This window comes from Tropicimonas isoalkanivorans, assembly GCF_900112335.1.
Lineage (GTDB): Bacteria > Pseudomonadota > Alphaproteobacteria > Rhodobacterales > Rhodobacteraceae > Tropicimonas > Tropicimonas isoalkanivorans.
This window is the reverse complement of sequence record NZ_FOLG01000003.1, coordinates 257,857-274,704: the sequence shown is the minus strand read 5'-3', so window position 1 is coordinate 274,704 and position 16,848 is coordinate 257,857. Positions and strand designations below refer to the sequence as shown.

Genomic DNA, 16,848 nt, shown 5'->3' with positions numbered 1-16,848 from the left:
TGAACCGCCATGGTCAAACGTCAACTCAGCATGGTCCTCGACCTCAATAAGTGCATCGGATGCCAGACCTGCACCTCGGCCTGCAAGCTGCAATGGACCAACCGTAACGGCCGCGAATACATGTACTGGAACAACGTCGAAACACACCCCGGCGCAGGCTACCCCCGGAACTACCAAAATTCGGGTGGCGGATTCGACGAGGACGGCGCCCTTAAAATCGGCATCACGCCGATCGCTGAGGATTACGGCATCCCCTGGGAATACAACTACGAAGAAGCGTTAATGACCGGGACCGACCCGTGGCTGCGCCCCAACGTCAAACCCACCTGGGGCGCGAACTGGGACGAGGACGAGGGCAGGGGAGACTACCCCAACAGCTACTATTTCTACCTTCCACGCTTGTGTAACCACTGCGCCAACCCGGCCTGTCTGGCGGCCTGCTCACGGAACGCCATCTACAAGCGGCAGGAGGACGGCATCGTGCTGGTCGATCAGGAACGGTGCCGCGGCTACCGCTACTGCGTCACGGCCTGCCCCTACAAGAAGGTCTATTTCAACGAAGAAATTTCGAAATCGGAGAAGTGCATCTTCTGCTATCCGCGGATCGAAAAGGGCCTGCCCACCGCCTGCGCGAAGCAATGCGTCGGGCGCATCCGCTGGATCGGCTACCGCGACGACGAGGCGGGCCCGATCCACTTGCTGGTCGAGAAATACAAGGTCGCGCTCCCGCTCCACCCGGAATGGGGCACCGAGCCGAACGTGTTCTACGTGCCGCCCATGGCGCCCCCGCGCATCGACGGCAACGGCGAACCGACGGAGGAAACGCGCGTTCCGCTCGACTATCTCAAAAGCCTATTCGGCGATGGAGTGGTCTCCTCTCTTGATACGCTGAGAGAGGAGCGGGCGAAAAAGCAGTCTGGCGCGGAGAGCGAGCTGATGGATACGCTCATCGGCTACCGCCACGCCGAGATGTTCAAGTTGAGCTGAGCGATGTCGGTTCTCGCACCTCCCCCCGTTCCTCATGGCGAGAGCGCCGAGCGCGCCCATGCAAAGGAAACCGTCTGGCGGCTTGGCGCATTGGCATTCGGCCACCCCATTCCGTCCTTTCAGGAGGCGTTGCAAACCGGCGCTTTCCACGCCGCTTTCGACGAGGCATGGTCGGCGCTGACCGGCCGGCGCTGGCCGCGCGAAATGCCCTCGGAGAGCTTTGCCGCGCTCGAGTCCGGCTATATCGCCGCCTTCGAGCACGGCCCGGGCGGCAAGCGGCTGGCCTCGCTTCTGGCGGGCGAGCACGAAGAGATGCTGGGCGGCCTCGCGCGCCCCGCCTACATGCTGAATGTCGCCGCCTTCTATCGGCATTTCGGCCTGAAACAGGCCACCGAGGACGAGGGCCGCGTGGACGAGCCAGACCACGTGGCTTGCCTGCTGGAGTTCATGGCCGTGCTCGCCCACCTCGAGGCGCAGGCGATCGCAGTCGGCAAAAGCCCCGATCCGCTTCGCCGGGCGCAACGCGATTTCCTCAGCCGCTATGTCGCGCCGCTTCTCGCGCTGATCGGCACGTCGATACAGCGGCCATTAGATCCGGTTCTCGACCCGACGATAGCCCGGCTCATCCGCGACCTGCACGGCCTGGCCGAGCTCCAGATCGCCGAGCTCGAGGCGCGCGTCGGGCCCTATCGCCGGCCCGACGGCCCGCGGCAGACGCCGGCTCGGGACGAGGCGATCAATCAAAATCTCTGGGGTTAGGAGGACACGATGCCCGGACTTCGGATTTCCTGCGGCACGGCTGCGCTTTTGATGGCGACCACGGCGTTGCCGGCTGCGGCGGCCGACACACTGGCCGAGTCAAACATCAAGTTGATCGAACCGGGAGAGTCCGTGCCGGTGTCCAAGATCCCCGATGGGATCTTCCTCAGGACGGTCAACGATCCCGACGACATTATCTGGGCGCGGATTCCCGAGTTTCGCGTTGAGATGGGGCTCGCCCCGCCGGTCCATCCATCCGTCGAGATCCGGTACACCGATGACTACCCGACGGAGAACCTCGTCTTTCAACTCGCCCGAACCTCGGATCGCTTCTATGTTCGACTGCGCTGGATGGACGAAACCGAGAACGTGGCGACGAAACGCGACGCTTTCCGCGACGGGGCGGCGATCGAATTTTCCTCGGGCGACGACTACGTTTCCTACATGATGGGCTCCGGCGCCGAGGAGACGGTGAACATCTGGTACTGGCATCCCGAAGGCGACCGCGTGGAATCGCTGGCGGCCGGTGGTCCAGGCAGCATCACGCGGCTGGAGGAGCAGCCCGTCACCGGCGGCAGCGAGTATTTGACCGGCGCCAACGCCGACGACAGCGAATGGATTGTCGTCATGTCGCGCCCGCTGGTCGCGGAAGGCGAACACCAGATCAGCTTCGATCGCGAGACGATCCCGGTCGCCTTCGCCGTCTGGCAGGGCGCCGACGATCAGCGCGATGGGCTGAAGCTGGTCTCTCAGGACTGGATCATCGCCGAACTGACGCCCGATACCGGTCCGGCGGCGGGGAACTGAAGAGATGGCGCATTTCACCCTCCCCATACCCGAACAGAGCACCGAGGAGTGCGGCCGGGGACATGCCTGCGGATTTTGCCCGCTGGAACAGGAATGCAGGCTCGATAAGCAGGCGCACAACAAGACCCTGATCGAGGCACGGCTCGAATCCATCGACCAGATCGTCCTGGTGCTCGCCAACAAGGGCGGCGTGGGCAAGAGTACTGTTGCAGCCAACCTCGCCGCCGGGCTCGGCGCGCGCGGGTTCCGCGTGGGCATGGCCGATGCCGACATCCACGGCCCGAACCAAAGCCGGTTCTTTGGCTTCACTGGCGCGCGTATCCGTGTCAGCGAACGCGGGCTTGGAACGAAGGATTATGCCGATCCGGCGATGGCGCACGACCTTCGGGTGGGCTCGCTGGCCTTCATGCTGCAGGACGACGAGACGCCGGTTGTCTGGCGCGACGCCTACAAGCACGACTTCGTGCATCACTTGATGGGCTCCTTCGACTGGGGACCGCTCGACTTTTTGATCGTCGACATGCCGCCCGGCACCGGCAACGAACTCATCACGCTCGCGGACCTTCTGGAAGGTTGCAACGTGAGCGCGCTGCTGGTGACGACCCCGCAGGCCGTGGCGCAGATGGACAGCCTCAAGGCCGCGCGCTTCTGTCTCGAGCGCGGGATGCCCGTGGTCGGCTGCGTGGAGAACATGGCCGGCGTTACCTGCCCGCACTGCAAGGGCTCGTTCCACATCTACCCGGATGCGGGGCTGGGCGAGCAATTGGACCGGCTGGGCATTCCGAGTATTGCAAAACTGCCGCTCGACCCGGCGCTGGCGGCTGGGTCGGACGACGGAAAACCCCTTGTGCTGAACCCGGCGATTGAGCCCGCAGTGGCCACCGCTTTCGCCCAGGTCGTCGATGCCTGCGCGTCGCTCGGCCGGGCCGATTTCGGCGGGGCGGTCGCGCGCACGCTCGATGAAGTATTCGAGAAGAACCTCGAGGACGCGGACCTGGAGGCAGCCCTGGCTGGCATGCATGGCCCGGTCCGCGATTCCGTCCGCCGCACCCTCGCGCAGATCCTGCACGAGGAAAGTCGACGCCTGCATGGCGCGTCAGGCGGGTCGGAGGAATCACAGTGAGCGGGACTACAACGCTTAGCAGGCGCGGGTTTCTGGGGGGCGGGCGTGCCGCAGCCCCTGTTATCGCCGGCTGGCAAGCGCTGGATGGTGCGCCGACGATGCAGGGCGACGTCTTCTGGGCGGTGCACGCGCTCGGCGACACGCTCTTCATTGGCGGCGACGAAGGCACGATCCTGAGTTTCGACGGCACTGTCTGGGACCGCCGGCAACTCTCCACCCGCACTCCGGTCCACGCCTTCACCGGCGATTTCGAGACCGGACTGATCGCCGTCGGATGGATGGGCTCGATCTGGCGCCATGGCGATGGCGATTGGACGCTTGAGCGCGGCTGCAAGCTCCGTGCGGACGGAAAATATGCCGCCGACGACGCCAACACTCCGCTTTTCGCTGCAACTGCCGACGGCCAGGGTCGCTTTTGGGCGGTGGGCGACAATGGCCTGATCCTGCATTTTGACGGAACCGACTGGGCGGCGGAACCTTCGGGCACTCCCTTCCACCTGCGGGCCGTGACGATGCTGGGCGACGGCCGCGTCATGGCTGCCGGGGCCAATGGGACGGTGCTGATCCGAGACCCCGATGGAATCTGGGCGGCCGCGACATGCCCCGTTGCCACCACGATCACATCCGTCCTCGCCATCGCGCCAGATGACGTACTGCTGGCCGGCGGCCGCTATTTCGTCCAGGCCGGCCGCTTCCTCGGCGATCTCCTGCGATGGGACGGTGCGCACATACACAAGCTCGATCCCGGCTCCGGCGCCACACGCTTCCGCGCGCTGCGAGCCTTGGGCAATGGCGCTTTGGCTGTCGGCGATCGCGGGCAGAGCATCCACATCCGGGGCAAGCGCGTGTCGGCTCTACCATCCGAAACACAACACGATCTGCTTGGGTTGGACGTTACGGAGGCGGGGGAGGTGATCGCGGTCGGCGATTTCGCTACACTTCTCGTCGGGAACGCCAAAGTTACCCCGGCACCCGCACTCCGTCCCGAACCGGCGCCCAATTGGGAACGGATGGAGACCGGCACGGACCGGCAGCTCTGGGGCATCTGGCAGCACCCTCAGACCGGGATCGCCTATGCCTGCGGCGAGGAAGGCACCGTGCTGGCACTGGATGGCGATCGCTGGACCAAGCTTCCTCCGGCGGGCGTGCTCGGCCTCCACGCGCTTGCGGCCAGCGACGACGGCGGCCTGCTTGCGGCTGGGCAACTAGGCGAAGTCCACCACTTCGACGGCGAAAGATGGCGGCTGCATTTCGACCTGAAGCTTGACGTGACGATCATGTCGCTCTGGAGCGATGGGGACGCCACGGTTATCGCCGTGGGCGACGAAGGCCTGATCCTGCGTTGGAACGGAAGCGACTGGGCCCGAATGACCAGCGGCACACGATCCGCCCTCTATGGCCTCTGGGGGCGCGACCGCGAACACCTGCTGGCCGTAGGCGACTTCGGCCTCGTTCTTCGCTGGAACGGAACGGCCTGGCAGGAATTCAGCTCCGGCACCGAGAACTTCCTGTTCGACGTCTGGGGATCGGCGCTGGATGACATCTTCGTCGTCGGCCTGTCGGGCACGATTTGTCACTTCGACGGACGGAGTTGGCGGCTGACGCCGGCACGTGCGCGCAACGATCTGCTGGCTATCTCGGGCAGCGGCGCCCGCACGGTGGCGGTGGGCACTGCTGGCGCTGCCATGTCATTCGACGGCCGACGCTGGCAGAGTGAACGGACGGGCTTCGACGGCGGATTGCGGTCCGTCAGTGCCATGCCACATCAGATCCTGGCAGCGGGCGACCGAGGAACAATTCTGCGCCGCCGCGAGAGCTGACCCGTATTACTTTCAGGCGGCTCAGCTGCGCCTCCGGTGAAACGTCGCGTCGCAGGACATCTCGATCTGATCGAACGCGGCCTGTCCGGCCGCCACCGCTATCGGATCATCAGCAGGGACTGCCTGACCACCTCGCGGTCTGGCAGGTCGCCATAGACCAGCCGACCGTATGGCCTGAACTCCGGTCGATGACCGCCGCGAGGCTGGGGAAGGAGCTGCTCAGGCTCCGGGTCGCCTTCGCGAAGATCTTTTTGCATGAGTGAAGTGCTACCTGGCCAGCATCGAACCGCTCGGCCACCTCTCAGACTGGGTAGCATCAAGAAGGTCGAGGGCGCGTGGGCCGTTCATTAAATGCCCAGGGTACTCTGAGCGACCAATCCGACTTCCGTTTCCGCTCCTGCATTCCTCAAAAAAGTGGGGTCCCATTTGAGGGTGGGTCTCGCCAAAAAAAACGCAAGGCTAACGTCGCAGGAACCAGGGCGCCGGGTCCGTGTTCGTGCGACTAAGTAGGAGGTGGGCGAGACCTGCTCCAGTTCAGAGATGCCGCTATTCTAATCTTTCGAGACCCGAAAGTTCTCGATAGTGTCCGGAACGGGAAGGACGCACGATGCCACAAAGAGTTAAGGCGGTCGTTGGCGTAGGTGCCTCGGCCGGCGGATTGGAAGCACTGACGGAGCTTGTTGCGGCGATTCCGCAAGGAAGCGGGCTTGCCTTCGTCGTTGTCCAGCATCTCTCGCCGGACCATCCCTCGATCATGGACGAGTTGTTGTCGTCCCACACAGCCTTGCCGGTTCGCAAGATCGAGCACGGTATGGAGGTGGAAGCTGACGCCGTTTTCGTCATTCCCTCGGGGCCGGCGCTGGAAATTCGGTCTGGCCGCTTTCACTTGCTGCCGAGGAACGACCAGAAGGGCGTTCGCACGCCAATCGATGTCTTCCTCAATTCGCTCGCCGAGGATTTCGGCGAGAGTGCCTGCTGCGTTATCCTGTCCGGCACTGGCACCGACGGCACAATGGGGCTGAAGGCGATCAAGAGCGCCGGCGGGATCGCGATCGTACAGGAAGCGACCTCAGCACGTTTTCCGGGTATGCCGGATAGCGCGGCTGCCACCGGGTTAGTCGACGCGCGGCTCAATCCGGAGGATATTCCGGCCAATCTGGTCTCGCTCCTCTCCCACCGGGAGGAAATACGGCAGGGCGGCAACAAGGATGAAGTCTTTGCTTCCATCGAACGTCGGTTGGATGAGGTGCTGGATCTTCTTTCGAAGGCGGATGGGCAAGATTTTTCAAACTACAAACCGGGCATTCTGGTGCGCCGGATCGAGCGCCGCATGATGCTGCGGATGCAGGGCGACGTAGGAAGTTACCTCGGCCTGCTTCGGCAGGACGGCGATGAGCGGACGCGTCTTCTGCAGGATTTCCTGATCGGTGTGACGCGTTTCTTTCGGGACCCGACGGCGTTCAATGCCCTTGCCGAGTTCGCGATCAAGCCGCTGCTCGAGCGGGACCAGGACAAGTTCCGGATCTGGGTGCCGGGATGCTCTACCGGAGAGGAGGCCTATTCGATCGGGATCCTTTTCGCCGAAGCGATGCGAAAGGCCGATGACCGACGCGAACTTCGGATATTCGGGACAGACATAGACCTGAACAGCTTGCGTCACGCGAGGGCCGCGACTTATTCCGATACTGCCCTGGAGAGGATGCCCGACGAATTGATCGACCGGTATTTCACCACCGTTCAGGGCCAAAGCAAAGTCAGCTCCCGCCTGCGCGAGCGCATCGCCTTCGCGCCCCACAACTTGCTGCGCGATCCGCCATTTTCGCGCATAGATCTGATATCCTGCCGCAATCTGCTGATCTACCTGAATTCTAATGGTCAAGACGGTTTGGTTCCCCGGTTTCACTACGCTCTGCGCCGATCCGGTTTTCTGTTTTTAGGTCCATCGGAATCCGTCGAGGGCAAGGCGAGCTATTTCACGCCGGTGTCGCGCGAACACAGGCTCTATCGTCGCAACGACTCCGTGGCTGCCGGCTTCTCCGCTCTTGCCGGACGTCGCGCCCCGCGGGACTTGATGCCACCGCGCCATATCGACCGGGCGGACACCGAGAACATCGTTGGCGAAACATTGGCCCGGTCCCAGGATTATGAATCCCAGGTCGATCAATTTTTCCTGACCAGGCATTCGCCCCCGTTCCTCGTCGTCACTCCGAACGATGAAGTGGCCTACGTTTCCGGCACGGTTGGTCCGTACGTAAGGCCATCGAAAGGCGTTCCCTCCGCTCGTATCGAGGACATGTTGTCGCCGGAGATCCGGGCGGTTGTCCGGCCGCTGATCCACGCCGTGCGCGAAACCAGGGCTTCGGCGACGGAAACCGTGCCATTTGCACAAGACGGAACGCAGGCGCTGGTGCGTGTCGTGGCGGACTCGCTGCCCTTCTCGGAGGGGGATATCCTCGTTGTTCTGCAACCTGTCGAGGTTGCGGAAATCGGGCACCTGGCGGACGCCATTCCCGATCGTCGCTCGCTGGAGGCGGTCGAGCAGGAATTGTCGCTGGTGCGCCGGCGCATGTCCACGGCCGAGGCGGGGCACGCGGTCGCCGAGCAGGAGTTGCGGAGCGCCAACGAAGAGCTTCTTTCGATGAATGAGGAGCTTCAAAGCTCCAACGAGGAATTGGAAACGTCGCGCGAGGAACTTCAGTCCATCAACGAGGAACTGGAGACAATCAACTCCGAGCTCGCCGAGAACAATCGGCGGCTCAACGAGGCGAATTCCGATCTCAAGAACGTTCTGGACAGTACCGATATCGCGAAGCTGATCCTCGCGCCGGGACTGATCGTGCGCCGGTTCACCCGGTCGGCCAAGAACATCCTTCATATCGACGACAGGGATATTGGCCGCCGGGTGACCGACCTGAACTGGCTTGTGGAGTATCCCGAGCTTGATGAGGATGCGCTAAAGGTCGAAGAAACATTGCAAATGGTCGAGCGCGAAGTCCGAAACCCGGTTTCGGGCGAAAGTTACGAAGTGCGGGTGCGGCCGTATCGGAGTATCGATGACAAGCTCGACGGATGCATCGCAACGTTCATCAACATCACCCGCCGCAAGGAGGCGGAGCGAAAGCTCCATGAAAACCGGGAGCAGCTTTCCTCCGCCCTGAAGGCGGGCGAGTTCGGGGTGCACATCTTCTATCCCGATACTGGGAAGCTGGTTTGGGACGACCGAATGCGAGAGCTTTGGAACGTGCCCGCACATCAGGACGTCGACTACGACCTGTTCATGAGCCGACTGCACCCGGACGATCGCGCCGCAACTCAGGCGAAAGTGGATGCGGCGCTGGACCCGGGGGGCGCCGGAGGCTACCTCGCCGAGTACCGTGTGATGCAACCGGACGGGTCGGCCAGATGGGTTCGCGCCGATGGCAAGGTGACATTTGAAGACGGCAAGCCTGCGCGCCTTGTCGGCACGGTCAAGGACGTGACGGACCGCCACGAAGCCGAGATCCGCATGCAGGAATACGCGGCCCGCCTCGAAATGACGTACGAGGTTACGGGCATCGGTGCCTGGGAGTGGAATGTCGAGAACGACGTATCCACCTGGACGCCGAACCTGTTCCACCTTCTGAGGTGCCCACGAGACAGGGAGCCGTCATTTGCGACATTCGCCTCGTTCATCCTTGATGAAGATCGCCCGCGCGTCATCGAGGAAGTCAGTGCTGCCTTGCGAAAGGGCGAGATGCTGGACACCCAATTCCGTATTCTGCGGGGGGATGGTGAGGAACGCGTGCTGGTCGCCAAGGGCCGCGTCATCTATGACGGCGCGGGCAGGCCCGAAGCGATGATCGGCATCAATTACGATGCGACAGAGGAAGTCGAGAAGGAAGAGCGCCGACAGCTCCTCACAAATGAACTGAATCACCGGGTCAAGAACTCTCTCGCGACGATTCAGTCGATTGCATCTCACACCTTCCGGCAGTCAAAGGACATGCAGTCCTTCAGGGAGAGTTTCCTCGGCCGGCTGCGGGCAATTTCCGTCGCGCACGATCTGCTCGTGAATGCCGAGAAGAGCGACGCGAACGTGAGAGACTTGGTCGCCGCGCAGGTCGGACCCTACACGGGCAATGATGACGGACTCCGGGTGGATCTCGAGGGTCCGCATTCCGTTCTTGGTGCAACGGTTGCCCACAATCTGGGGCTTGTTCTACATGAGTTGGCAACCAATGCCACAAAGTACGGCGCCCTTTCGAACGAACGTGGGAGAGTCGAGATCAGCTGGTCGAGGATTTGGCTGGACGATCGTCCCGGCGTGCGCCTAGTCTGGCGCGAAACGGGCGGGCCCAAGGTCAATCCTCCGTCGCAAACGGGGTTTGGGTCCATCTTGATCGAGCAATCGCTGTCTCACAGCGTTGGTGGCTCGACCGTGATCGACTATGCGCCCGACGGCCTGGTGGCCGTCATCGAATGTCCAACGCGCGCCGGGAGTGACCTAGGTGAATCGTAAAGTCCTTATATTGGAAGACGAAGTCATCGTGGCCATGGACATAGCTGCGGAATTGTCGGACGCGGGTTGGACCGTCATCGGGCCGGCCGGCACCGTAGAGAAGGCCGAAAGCATCTCTACCGCTGAAAAACCGGACGCAGCGGTGCTGGATATAAATGTGAACGGGGTAAAGTCCTTTGACCTGGCAACCCGACTGCGGGAGCAGGGCGTCGGTGTCATATTCCTCACCGGGTATTCCGCAAACTCGATTCCAGCAGACCTTGGCGATTGCCCGATTATATCCAAACCCGTCAATTTTCGATCGGTTATCGCAGCGCTGGAAGCAATAGTCAGCGCCGAATGAAATAGGCCTGTGGGAGGCGATTTCAGGCTCGACGTCATTTTCCCGCTCGCGGGCGTCGACTAACGAACGCCACGAAACGTTCCGGACCGGGTGGATCTGTCCTCCGGGTCCGGACGCTTTGGCAACTAGATTTCGAGGGTTGCGTGCTTGATGTAGTCGCGGAGATACGAGTAGCTGATGTGCAGTTTGCCATCCTTTGTCTGGATGATCGACGGGTAGGAGTAGTCGCCGACGAATGCGCCCGTCTGATCATGGTCCGACCGGAGTTGAGCGTCTGACTCCACCACGATTTCCTTGGTCCAACTCCGGCCGAGATCCGTTGAGGTGGCAATGACCAGCGGATTGCGGGGCACGCCCCAGATCGCGCTGCTCTCCGTGATCTCGCATTGGGCGAGAAATGCGTCGCGATCCTTGATCCAAGGCGGTACGGAGCTTTCTCCGGCCCTGCCTGCGGCGGCAATCTCGTTGTAGATAATGGCAATTCGGCCGTCCTTCAGTTCGCGGGCCTGGATGGACGAGTTGTTATTGGGCAAAGTCGTGGCCTCGGGCTCGCTCCAGCTAAGCCCGCCGTCGTCCGACACGCTGCGGAAGACGTGATCGGCCTGCCGCCTCCGGAAGAAGGCCACCTGACACGTTTCAAGGATGTCCATGTGGACACTCCCCCGGCTGTCGGGAACCGGCACCTGTTCCCACGTCTCGCCACCGTCTTCTGACACCTTCACGAGGCTATAGTCGTCTCCGAATGCATTGCGGATATTGCTGTTCCAGATCGGAAGCAGCAGGGCGCCTGACGGGTTCACGACCGGCGCATGACGGATGAATGTTCCCGGCTCGTCGAACAACTCCACGGCAGGGCTCCAGGTCATCCCGTCGTCTGCCGATCGCCGGATCCGCACCACGGCCGTGCCTTGGTCTGCCCAAAGCTGCGCGGTGTAGAGGAGCCAAAGCTCCCCGGACGGATGCCTGAACAGCGCCGGGTTCTGTTCAGAACGTGTCGGGTCATCTGACATCTTGACGGCTTCGAGCCAGGTGTCGCGACTGCGGTCGAACCGGGCCATATAGATGCTGATGTCCGGCGTGCCCTCCATTGAGCCGCCAAACCATGTACACAGCAGATCGCCATTCCCAAGTTCGAGCAAGTTCGACGCGTGGTTGCTTGGCGCTGGCGTCGGGATCTTTTTCTCTTGCAGGACTTTCATTCGCAAGCTCCTCCCAGTCTTCGGTCACCGGACGGACGGTCACACATTGGGCGTCTGAACGGTGTTGGTGTAAGATCAAATTCCGCGCTGTTTAAAATCTGGCGCGTGGTCCCTCTGGACAAAGCTCGTCGTCGTTTCTGTCCGATGCGGACTGTCTTGCGACGGGCACTGTCTCAATAGGCGGCTTCGTAAATCGCCTCGATGTCAGCCACCGACAGATCGACCGGATTCCAGTCGAGGAGGCGACGGATTGCGTGGGCTTCGCGCGCCATCTCCGGCAGGTCTTCCTTCGGGACACCGTGGGCGCTGAGGTGCATCTTAAGTCCCAGTCCCTCGCAGAAGGCGCGTGCGTTTTCCAACACGGCGTTGTCTCCACCGTCAGGGTACCCAAGTGCTGCGAGTATCGCCTGGGTCTTCTCCGGCACTGCACGCGCATTTGCGGCGAGCGTGTGGGGAAAGATCAGCGCATTGGCGATGCCGTGCGGCAACTTGTGGCGCGTTCCCAGTGGATACGACACCGCATGGCCCGCAGTGGTGTTGACCGGGCCGAGGCAAATGCCTCCGTAGAATGCCGCGAGCGCCAGGCCACCGCGTGCTTCGGTGTCGGCGCCGTCCTCAACCGCGCGTTTCAAGTAGGCGCCCACCAGTTCGATGCCTTTCATCGCATAGGTGTCGATCAAGGGGTGCGAACGTTTCGAGGTGAACGCTTCGACACAATGCGCCATCGCGTCGATGCCAGTGGCCGCGGTCACGAAGGGCGGTACTGACATGGTCAGCATCGGATCGATGATCGCCATATCCGCCAGCATATTGCGGCTCTCGGTGGCCACTTTGCTGTTCGTTTCGGGGTCGGTCACAAGGGCTCGCGTCCCGACTTCGGAGCCGGTTCCTGCGGTCGTCGGGATTTGCACAAGCCCGACGTTGCGAGCCGGCGCGCGGTGGGGGCCGCTGATATCCGCCAGGCCGACGTCGTTGCCGATCATCACAGCGACCAGTTTGGCAAGGTCCATCGCCGAACCGCCACCGAAGCCGATGACGAGGTCGCAGGACTTCGCAGCGTCTACAGCGGCGGTGAGGTTATTCGCGTCGGGCTCTGGGACGACTTGGCCAAAACAGGGAACATCCCCAAGGCCGAGCAACTCGAGACGCTCCGCATTCACCGGGTCCGCGACAACGAATGGACGTTGGTAACCCTTCTCCGCCACCCAAGTGGCCAGCTTCGCCAGCGCATCCTGACCGAATTGAACGAGTGGGGGAAACTGAAGCTCGATCGGTTGAATGAGTTCCATCTTCGTTCCTCTCCTTGAGCCACGGCCGCGCAGGTGGAGGGCCGTCCGGTTTGTTTAAATGGCGGATGAGAGCAAGTCCTGACGCGGCTCCAAAGAGCTGCCTGCCAGAAATTTCCTCCCAGTTGGCCTATTGTCTAAAGTGAAAGAAATATTTGTCAACTCGTAATTTGCTTGTGGCTGGCCGCCTCTTAGGGTCAAGAATGTCTCGGGAGATGGGTGGGTGAATAACTATAAACTACTGTAAAAAAATAATAATCGTTACTTTCAGTGGGTGGTGGGTGGCTGGCCTCTCCATGATCTGCATGGGGATGGCGCCAGGAATTGAAATTACAAACTAACAAAATTACTTGACTCTCGGTGCTGCATTATCGATGCTCCCTCCCAGCAAAGGTCCGGGATGGAGGGCGAGGGTCCGCACATTCGGACGCTCAGCGCATTTCGGGGGGAGAACATGGCCAACACGGATGGGAGCTGCGGCGACATGGCCTGCGCGCCCGCGCGCGTCTTGCAATGGTCTTCGCTGTCCCGGCACGCGCTGACATCTTTCTCCGGCCTGTCCGGAGCGGCCGCCGCAATGGGGCTAGCGATCGCACCTTGGGCCTCGGGTCGTCGGGGTATTTGTGCCTGCCACCCCAGGACACCACACGGTTTCCGATTGCGCCGCGCTTGATCGCTCCATCGAAACGCAAGATGCCAAAGGATCTCGAGCCAATGACCAAATCCGCCTATGTTGCGCTTGTCACCTGCTTTAACGACGATGAGACTATCAATTTCGAGGCAACCCGCGCCCAGGTGCGCCGGCAGGTCGAAGCGGGCAACAACATCATGTGTGCCGGCACCAATGGAGATTTTTCGGCGCTGACTTTCGACGAGAAGGTCAGGCTCTGCGAGGAGGTTGTGGACGAAATCGACGGCAAGGTGAAGGTCATCGTCAATGCCGGTATGCCCGCAACCTTCGAGACACTGAAACTGGCGCGTGAGTTTGATCGGATTGGCGTCGATGGGATCGCGGTCATAACGCCTTTCTTCATCGCATGCACTCAGGATGGCCTGATCCGGCACTACACCACCGTCGCTGATGCGGTGGATACGCCGCTCTTCCTCTACGACATCCCAGCTCGGACGCAGAACCACATTGAGCCCGAGACGGCCCGAAAACTCGCTGAGCATTCCAATATCGCGGGGATCAAGGATTCCGGCGGGGCGATGGATACGCTGGAAGCTTACATGGCCGTTGGCCGAGATATGGAAGGTTTCGAGGTCTATTCGGGCCCAGACCACCTCGTCCACTGGGCGCTGCAGAATGGCGCGACGGGATGTATTTCCGGCCTTGGCAATGTGATGCCGAAAGTGCTGGCGAAGATCGTCACCTGCTTCAATTCGGGCGACGATGCCGGCGCGGCGGCCGCGCAGGAAGCCTACACCGCCCTTCGCGTAGATCTGTACAAGTTGGGCTTCCCGCCAGCGATGGTGAAACGCGCGCTCTGGGTCATGGACCCGTCGGTCGGAGCGTCGCGCCAGCCCGCTCTCCTGCCCAACCCCGAGCAGGACAAGGAAATCGAGGCGATCCTGAAGAAGCACGACCTGATCTGATGGTCGCCCACCCGCGCCGCCGGGTCGTCAACGCCGATGGCAAGCCACAAGGAGATCTGAACTCATGAACGACACTCCAATAGTTATAACCATGGGCGATCCCTCGGGCGTTGGCGCTGAGGTGATCGTAAAGGCCTTCGCCGAGCTCTCGCCAGACGCCCGGGCCCGTTACACCGTGATCGGCGACCGGGACACGCTTGAGCGCGCCCGTACCGCCTGCGATGTAACCCTGCCGATCACCGATCCAGAGGGGCGGGAGGAGGGCGGCCTCTCCGTCCTGCATGTCCCGGTCGACGGGCTTCCGGGCAAGTTCGGCGTCCTTTCCGAGGCGTGTGGGGAAGCCTGCTACCAGTACATCAAGAAGGCTGTGGAAATGACGATGGACGGCGCCGCCGCCGGCATCGTTACCGCGCCAATCAACAAGGCGGCGCTGAATGCGGCTGGCCACCATTACGATGGCCACACGGGGCTGTTGGCGCATTTGAGCGGAAGCAAGTCCTCCTGGATGCTGCTCGCCTCGCCGACGCTCAACGTCATTCACGTCTCGACCCATGTCTCGCTCAAGGATGCGATTACCGAACGGGCGACGCCGGATAGGATCTATCAGACCATCGTGACGGGGCACCGGCACATGCAGCGCATGGGGATCGAGAGCCCACGCATCGCCGTTGCCGGGATCAACCCGCACTGCGGCGAGGGTGGCCTGTTCGGAAACGAAGATGACCTTCAGGTCACGCCGGGCGTGGAGCGCGCACAGGCGGAGGGGATCAACGTGGTTGGCCCGATCCCTGCAGATACCGCCTATTACCGTGCCCATAGCGGCGATTTCGACCTGATGGTGGCGCAGTACCACGATCAGGGTCATATCCCGGTCAAGCTCATCGCTTTCGACACCGCCATCAACTGCTCGCTCGGGCTGCCAATCGATCGCTGTTCGGTCGATCATGGAACCGCGTTCGACCTTGCCGGAACAGGCAGGGCCAAACATGTCAACATGCTGGCCGCGCTCGACTACGGCAGAAAGCTCGCTGCGAGCCGCGGCTGACGAGGCTGCCGTTTCCCTCCCATGCAACCAGAGACGGCGTCCTCATGTGGGCGCCGTTTTCTCTTTAATGGGCGATCTGGTTACGCCTTCTGATGATCGCGTTGAGCGTTGGCGGACAGCATCTGAACGAGTGCGAGAAGTGTATCGGGCGGTCCAAATCCACCTGATTTGGTGATGACATCCAGGCGCCGCTCACCATCGAGGGTGTGCGAAAGGGGCACGCCCGGCAGGAGCTCGCCTTTCACTTCCAAAAACCCCGCGCCTAGCTTTTTGAGAATTGCGGCCGCCGTCTCGCCACCGCAGCCGAGCAGGGTGGGGATCGCGGAGGCTTGCAAAAGTGCCGCGACCCCGGACGCAAAATCCTCTCCAGCGGCTTTGCCAGAGCGTTGCTCGTCGCCAGGTGTCATCTGGATGATCGTCGTGCCAGCAATGGTTGCTGAGGGCACGCGCCCGTTTGGTGCCGAGACTTTTGGAACGCCGGATAAGGCTTCCACTTGTGCGACGGTGACCGGATCGCGCGATCCGATCGCAAACACGGCCGGTGACTGAGGCGAAGGTGCGGGGCGCGGCGCCGAATTCGCGGCGAGCCGCTCTGCGAGCGCTTCGGCAAGGCCAGCCGCGCCAACGTAAAGCGGGGCGGAGAGGGTGCTCGGCAATGCGGTCAAGATCTCTGCCTGAGACGTTGCGTCGACAACCTGGGCAGGTCTTCCGATTGCGGGCGCAACGGGTATCGGCGTCGAAATTCCGGCACCGCAGACCGAACCGCCGACCACGTGGCGTTTGAGGCGCGGGATCGCCGGGCAGACCACGACGCCGCGATCCAATGGCAGGGACAGCGCATCGATCTCCGCCGCGATATGCCCCTTCATCCGGCTGTCGACCTTCTTAAACAGTACCTCAAAACGCTTAGCTGCTATGTCACGCACGCTCGCGATGGCATCTCGTGCCGCTTGTTCACTGCCTTCGCGGGAGTTCGTCGCCACCGCAACGACGTCCGCATTCTGGTCGAGCGCACGCTCGAGCGTCTCGGGTGCGAGCGCGCAAATCGCACGCAGTCCGCGGGCGGCGAAAGCGACAGAACTGTCCAGTGCTCCGGTCACATCATCGGCGAGTATGAGGACTTTAGGCATAATGCGTATTTCCAACATTTCGGCCGCAGACGGGTGCCCGGCAAGGGCCGGCAGCGTGCATGCAGCGCCCGGAATTGTTTGTCATGTTGTAAATTAGCTTGGGCCGTGTTTCAATTCTTCTTTCAACAGCGCTTACGCGGCGTGGCGCTTTCTCCGGGCCGCGACTTGCTTGCAGGTTCAGATTGAGACACAACCATACGTGGAATTGGGCCGATGTGCCTGCATCCGCTCGCCCGAGAGAATTGCGCTGGCAAA

Annotated in this window: 12 protein-coding genes; 9 read left to right on the top strand and 3 right to left on the bottom strand. The window is 62.0% G+C overall.

Annotated features, from left to right (window positions below):
- Positions 1–9 precede the first annotated feature (9 nt).
- The 7 genes from clrB (at position 10) to BM075_RS08375 (ending at position 10,337) form a co-directional block, all read left to right on the top strand.
- Complete coding sequence (gene clrB / locus BM075_RS08405) at positions 10–987, top strand: chlorate reductase subunit beta (RefSeq protein ID WP_093360218.1); 978 nt, start codon at positions 10–12, stop codon at positions 985–987.
- A 3-nt stretch (positions 988–990) separates the two neighbouring features.
- Positions 991–1,746 carry a molecular chaperone TorD family protein gene (locus BM075_RS08400; RefSeq protein WP_093360217.1) on the top strand — a complete coding sequence of 252 codons (756 nt, stop codon included), beginning with the start codon at positions 991–993 and terminating at the stop codon, positions 1,744–1,746.
- Positions 1,747–1,755: 9 nt separating this feature from the next.
- The gene (locus BM075_RS08395; RefSeq protein ID WP_245758784.1) at positions 1,756–2,553 is read left to right on the top strand and encodes a DOMON domain-containing protein; all 798 of its coding nucleotides are present in this window, start codon (positions 1,756–1,758) and stop codon (positions 2,551–2,553) included.
- 4 nt (positions 2,554–2,557) lie between these two features.
- Positions 2,558–3,676 (top strand): P-loop NTPase, encoded by a 1,119-nt coding sequence (locus BM075_RS08390; RefSeq protein ID WP_093360216.1) that lies wholly within the window; start codon positions 2,558–2,560, stop codon positions 3,674–3,676.
- The gene (locus tag BM075_RS08385; RefSeq protein WP_245758783.1) at positions 3,673–5,496 is read left to right on the top strand and encodes a WD40/YVTN/BNR-like repeat-containing protein; all 1,824 of its coding nucleotides are present in this window, start codon (positions 3,673–3,675) and stop codon (positions 5,494–5,496) included. The genes BM075_RS08390 and BM075_RS08385 overlap by 4 nt, the downstream gene beginning before the upstream one ends.
- Before the next feature lie 607 nt (positions 5,497–6,103).
- Positions 6,104–9,994: a chemotaxis protein CheB gene (locus tag BM075_RS08380; RefSeq protein WP_093360214.1), complete on the top strand. Its 3,891-nt coding sequence runs from the start codon at positions 6,104–6,106 to the stop codon at positions 9,992–9,994.
- Positions 9,984–10,337: a response regulator gene (locus tag BM075_RS08375; RefSeq protein WP_143089835.1), complete on the top strand. Its 354-nt coding sequence runs from the start codon at positions 9,984–9,986 to the stop codon at positions 10,335–10,337. The genes BM075_RS08380 and BM075_RS08375 overlap by 11 nt, the downstream gene beginning before the upstream one ends.
- 125 nt (positions 10,338–10,462) lie before the next feature.
- Here BM075_RS08375 and BM075_RS08370 read toward each other — a convergent pair whose 3' ends face one another.
- Together BM075_RS08370 and BM075_RS08365 are read right to left on the bottom strand one after the other, a co-directional pair.
- The gene (locus tag BM075_RS08370) at positions 10,463–11,536 is read right to left on the bottom strand and encodes a sialidase family protein (protein ID WP_093360212.1); all 1,074 of its coding nucleotides are present in this window, start codon (positions 11,534–11,536) and stop codon (positions 10,463–10,465) included.
- A gap of 173 nt (positions 11,537–11,709) precedes the next feature.
- On the bottom strand, positions 11,710–12,825 hold the full coding sequence (locus BM075_RS08365; protein ID WP_093360211.1) for an iron-containing alcohol dehydrogenase family protein: 1,116 nt from the start codon (positions 12,823–12,825) through the stop codon (positions 11,710–11,712).
- A gap of 711 nt (positions 12,826–13,536) precedes the next feature.
- Here BM075_RS08365 and BM075_RS08360 point away from each other — a divergent pair.
- Complete coding sequence (locus BM075_RS08360) at positions 13,537–14,418, top strand: dihydrodipicolinate synthase family protein (protein WP_093360334.1); 882 nt, start codon at positions 13,537–13,539, stop codon at positions 14,416–14,418.
- Between the two features lie 64 nt (positions 14,419–14,482).
- Positions 14,483–15,463, top strand: coding sequence for a 4-hydroxythreonine-4-phosphate dehydrogenase PdxA (gene pdxA, locus BM075_RS08355; protein ID WP_093360210.1), 981 nt, complete (start codon positions 14,483–14,485; stop codon positions 15,461–15,463).
- Positions 15,464–15,543: 80 nt separating this feature from the next.
- Here the strand turns inward: pdxA and BM075_RS08350 are convergent, their stop codons facing one another.
- Positions 15,544–16,593 carry a four-carbon acid sugar kinase family protein gene (locus tag BM075_RS08350; RefSeq protein WP_245758782.1) on the bottom strand — a complete coding sequence of 350 codons (1,050 nt, stop codon included), beginning with the start codon at positions 16,591–16,593 and terminating at the stop codon, positions 15,544–15,546.
- Between the last annotated feature and the right edge of the window lie 255 nt (positions 16,594–16,848).

Bases quoted from the DNA above. Each gene is read 5' to 3' on its own strand.
- BM075_RS08365 (WP_093360211.1), bottom strand. From the start codon at position 12,825: ATGGAACTCATTCAACCGATCGAGCTTCAGTTTCCCCCACTCGTTCAA.
- pdxA (WP_093360210.1), top strand. From the start codon at position 14,483: ATGAACGACACTCCAATAGTTATAACCATGGGCGATCCCTCGGGCGTT.
- BM075_RS08350 (WP_245758782.1), bottom strand. From the start codon at position 16,593: ATGCCTAAAGTCCTCATACTCGCCGATGATGTGACCGGAGCACTGGAC.
- BM075_RS08400 (WP_093360217.1), top strand. From the start codon at position 991: ATGTCGGTTCTCGCACCTCCCCCCGTTCCTCATGGCGAGAGCGCCGAG.
- BM075_RS08370 (WP_093360212.1), bottom strand. From the start codon at position 11,536: ATGAAAGTCCTGCAAGAGAAAAAGATCCCGACGCCAGCGCCAAGCAAC.
- BM075_RS08380 (WP_093360214.1), top strand. From the start codon at position 6,104: ATGCCACAAAGAGTTAAGGCGGTCGTTGGCGTAGGTGCCTCGGCCGGC.
- BM075_RS08390 (WP_093360216.1), top strand. From the start codon at position 2,558: ATGGCGCATTTCACCCTCCCCATACCCGAACAGAGCACCGAGGAGTGC.
- clrB (WP_093360218.1), top strand. From the start codon at position 10: ATGGTCAAACGTCAACTCAGCATGGTCCTCGACCTCAATAAGTGCATC.
- BM075_RS08395 (WP_245758784.1), top strand. From the start codon at position 1,756: ATGCCCGGACTTCGGATTTCCTGCGGCACGGCTGCGCTTTTGATGGCG.
- BM075_RS08360 (WP_093360334.1), top strand. From the start codon at position 13,537: ATGACCAAATCCGCCTATGTTGCGCTTGTCACCTGCTTTAACGACGAT.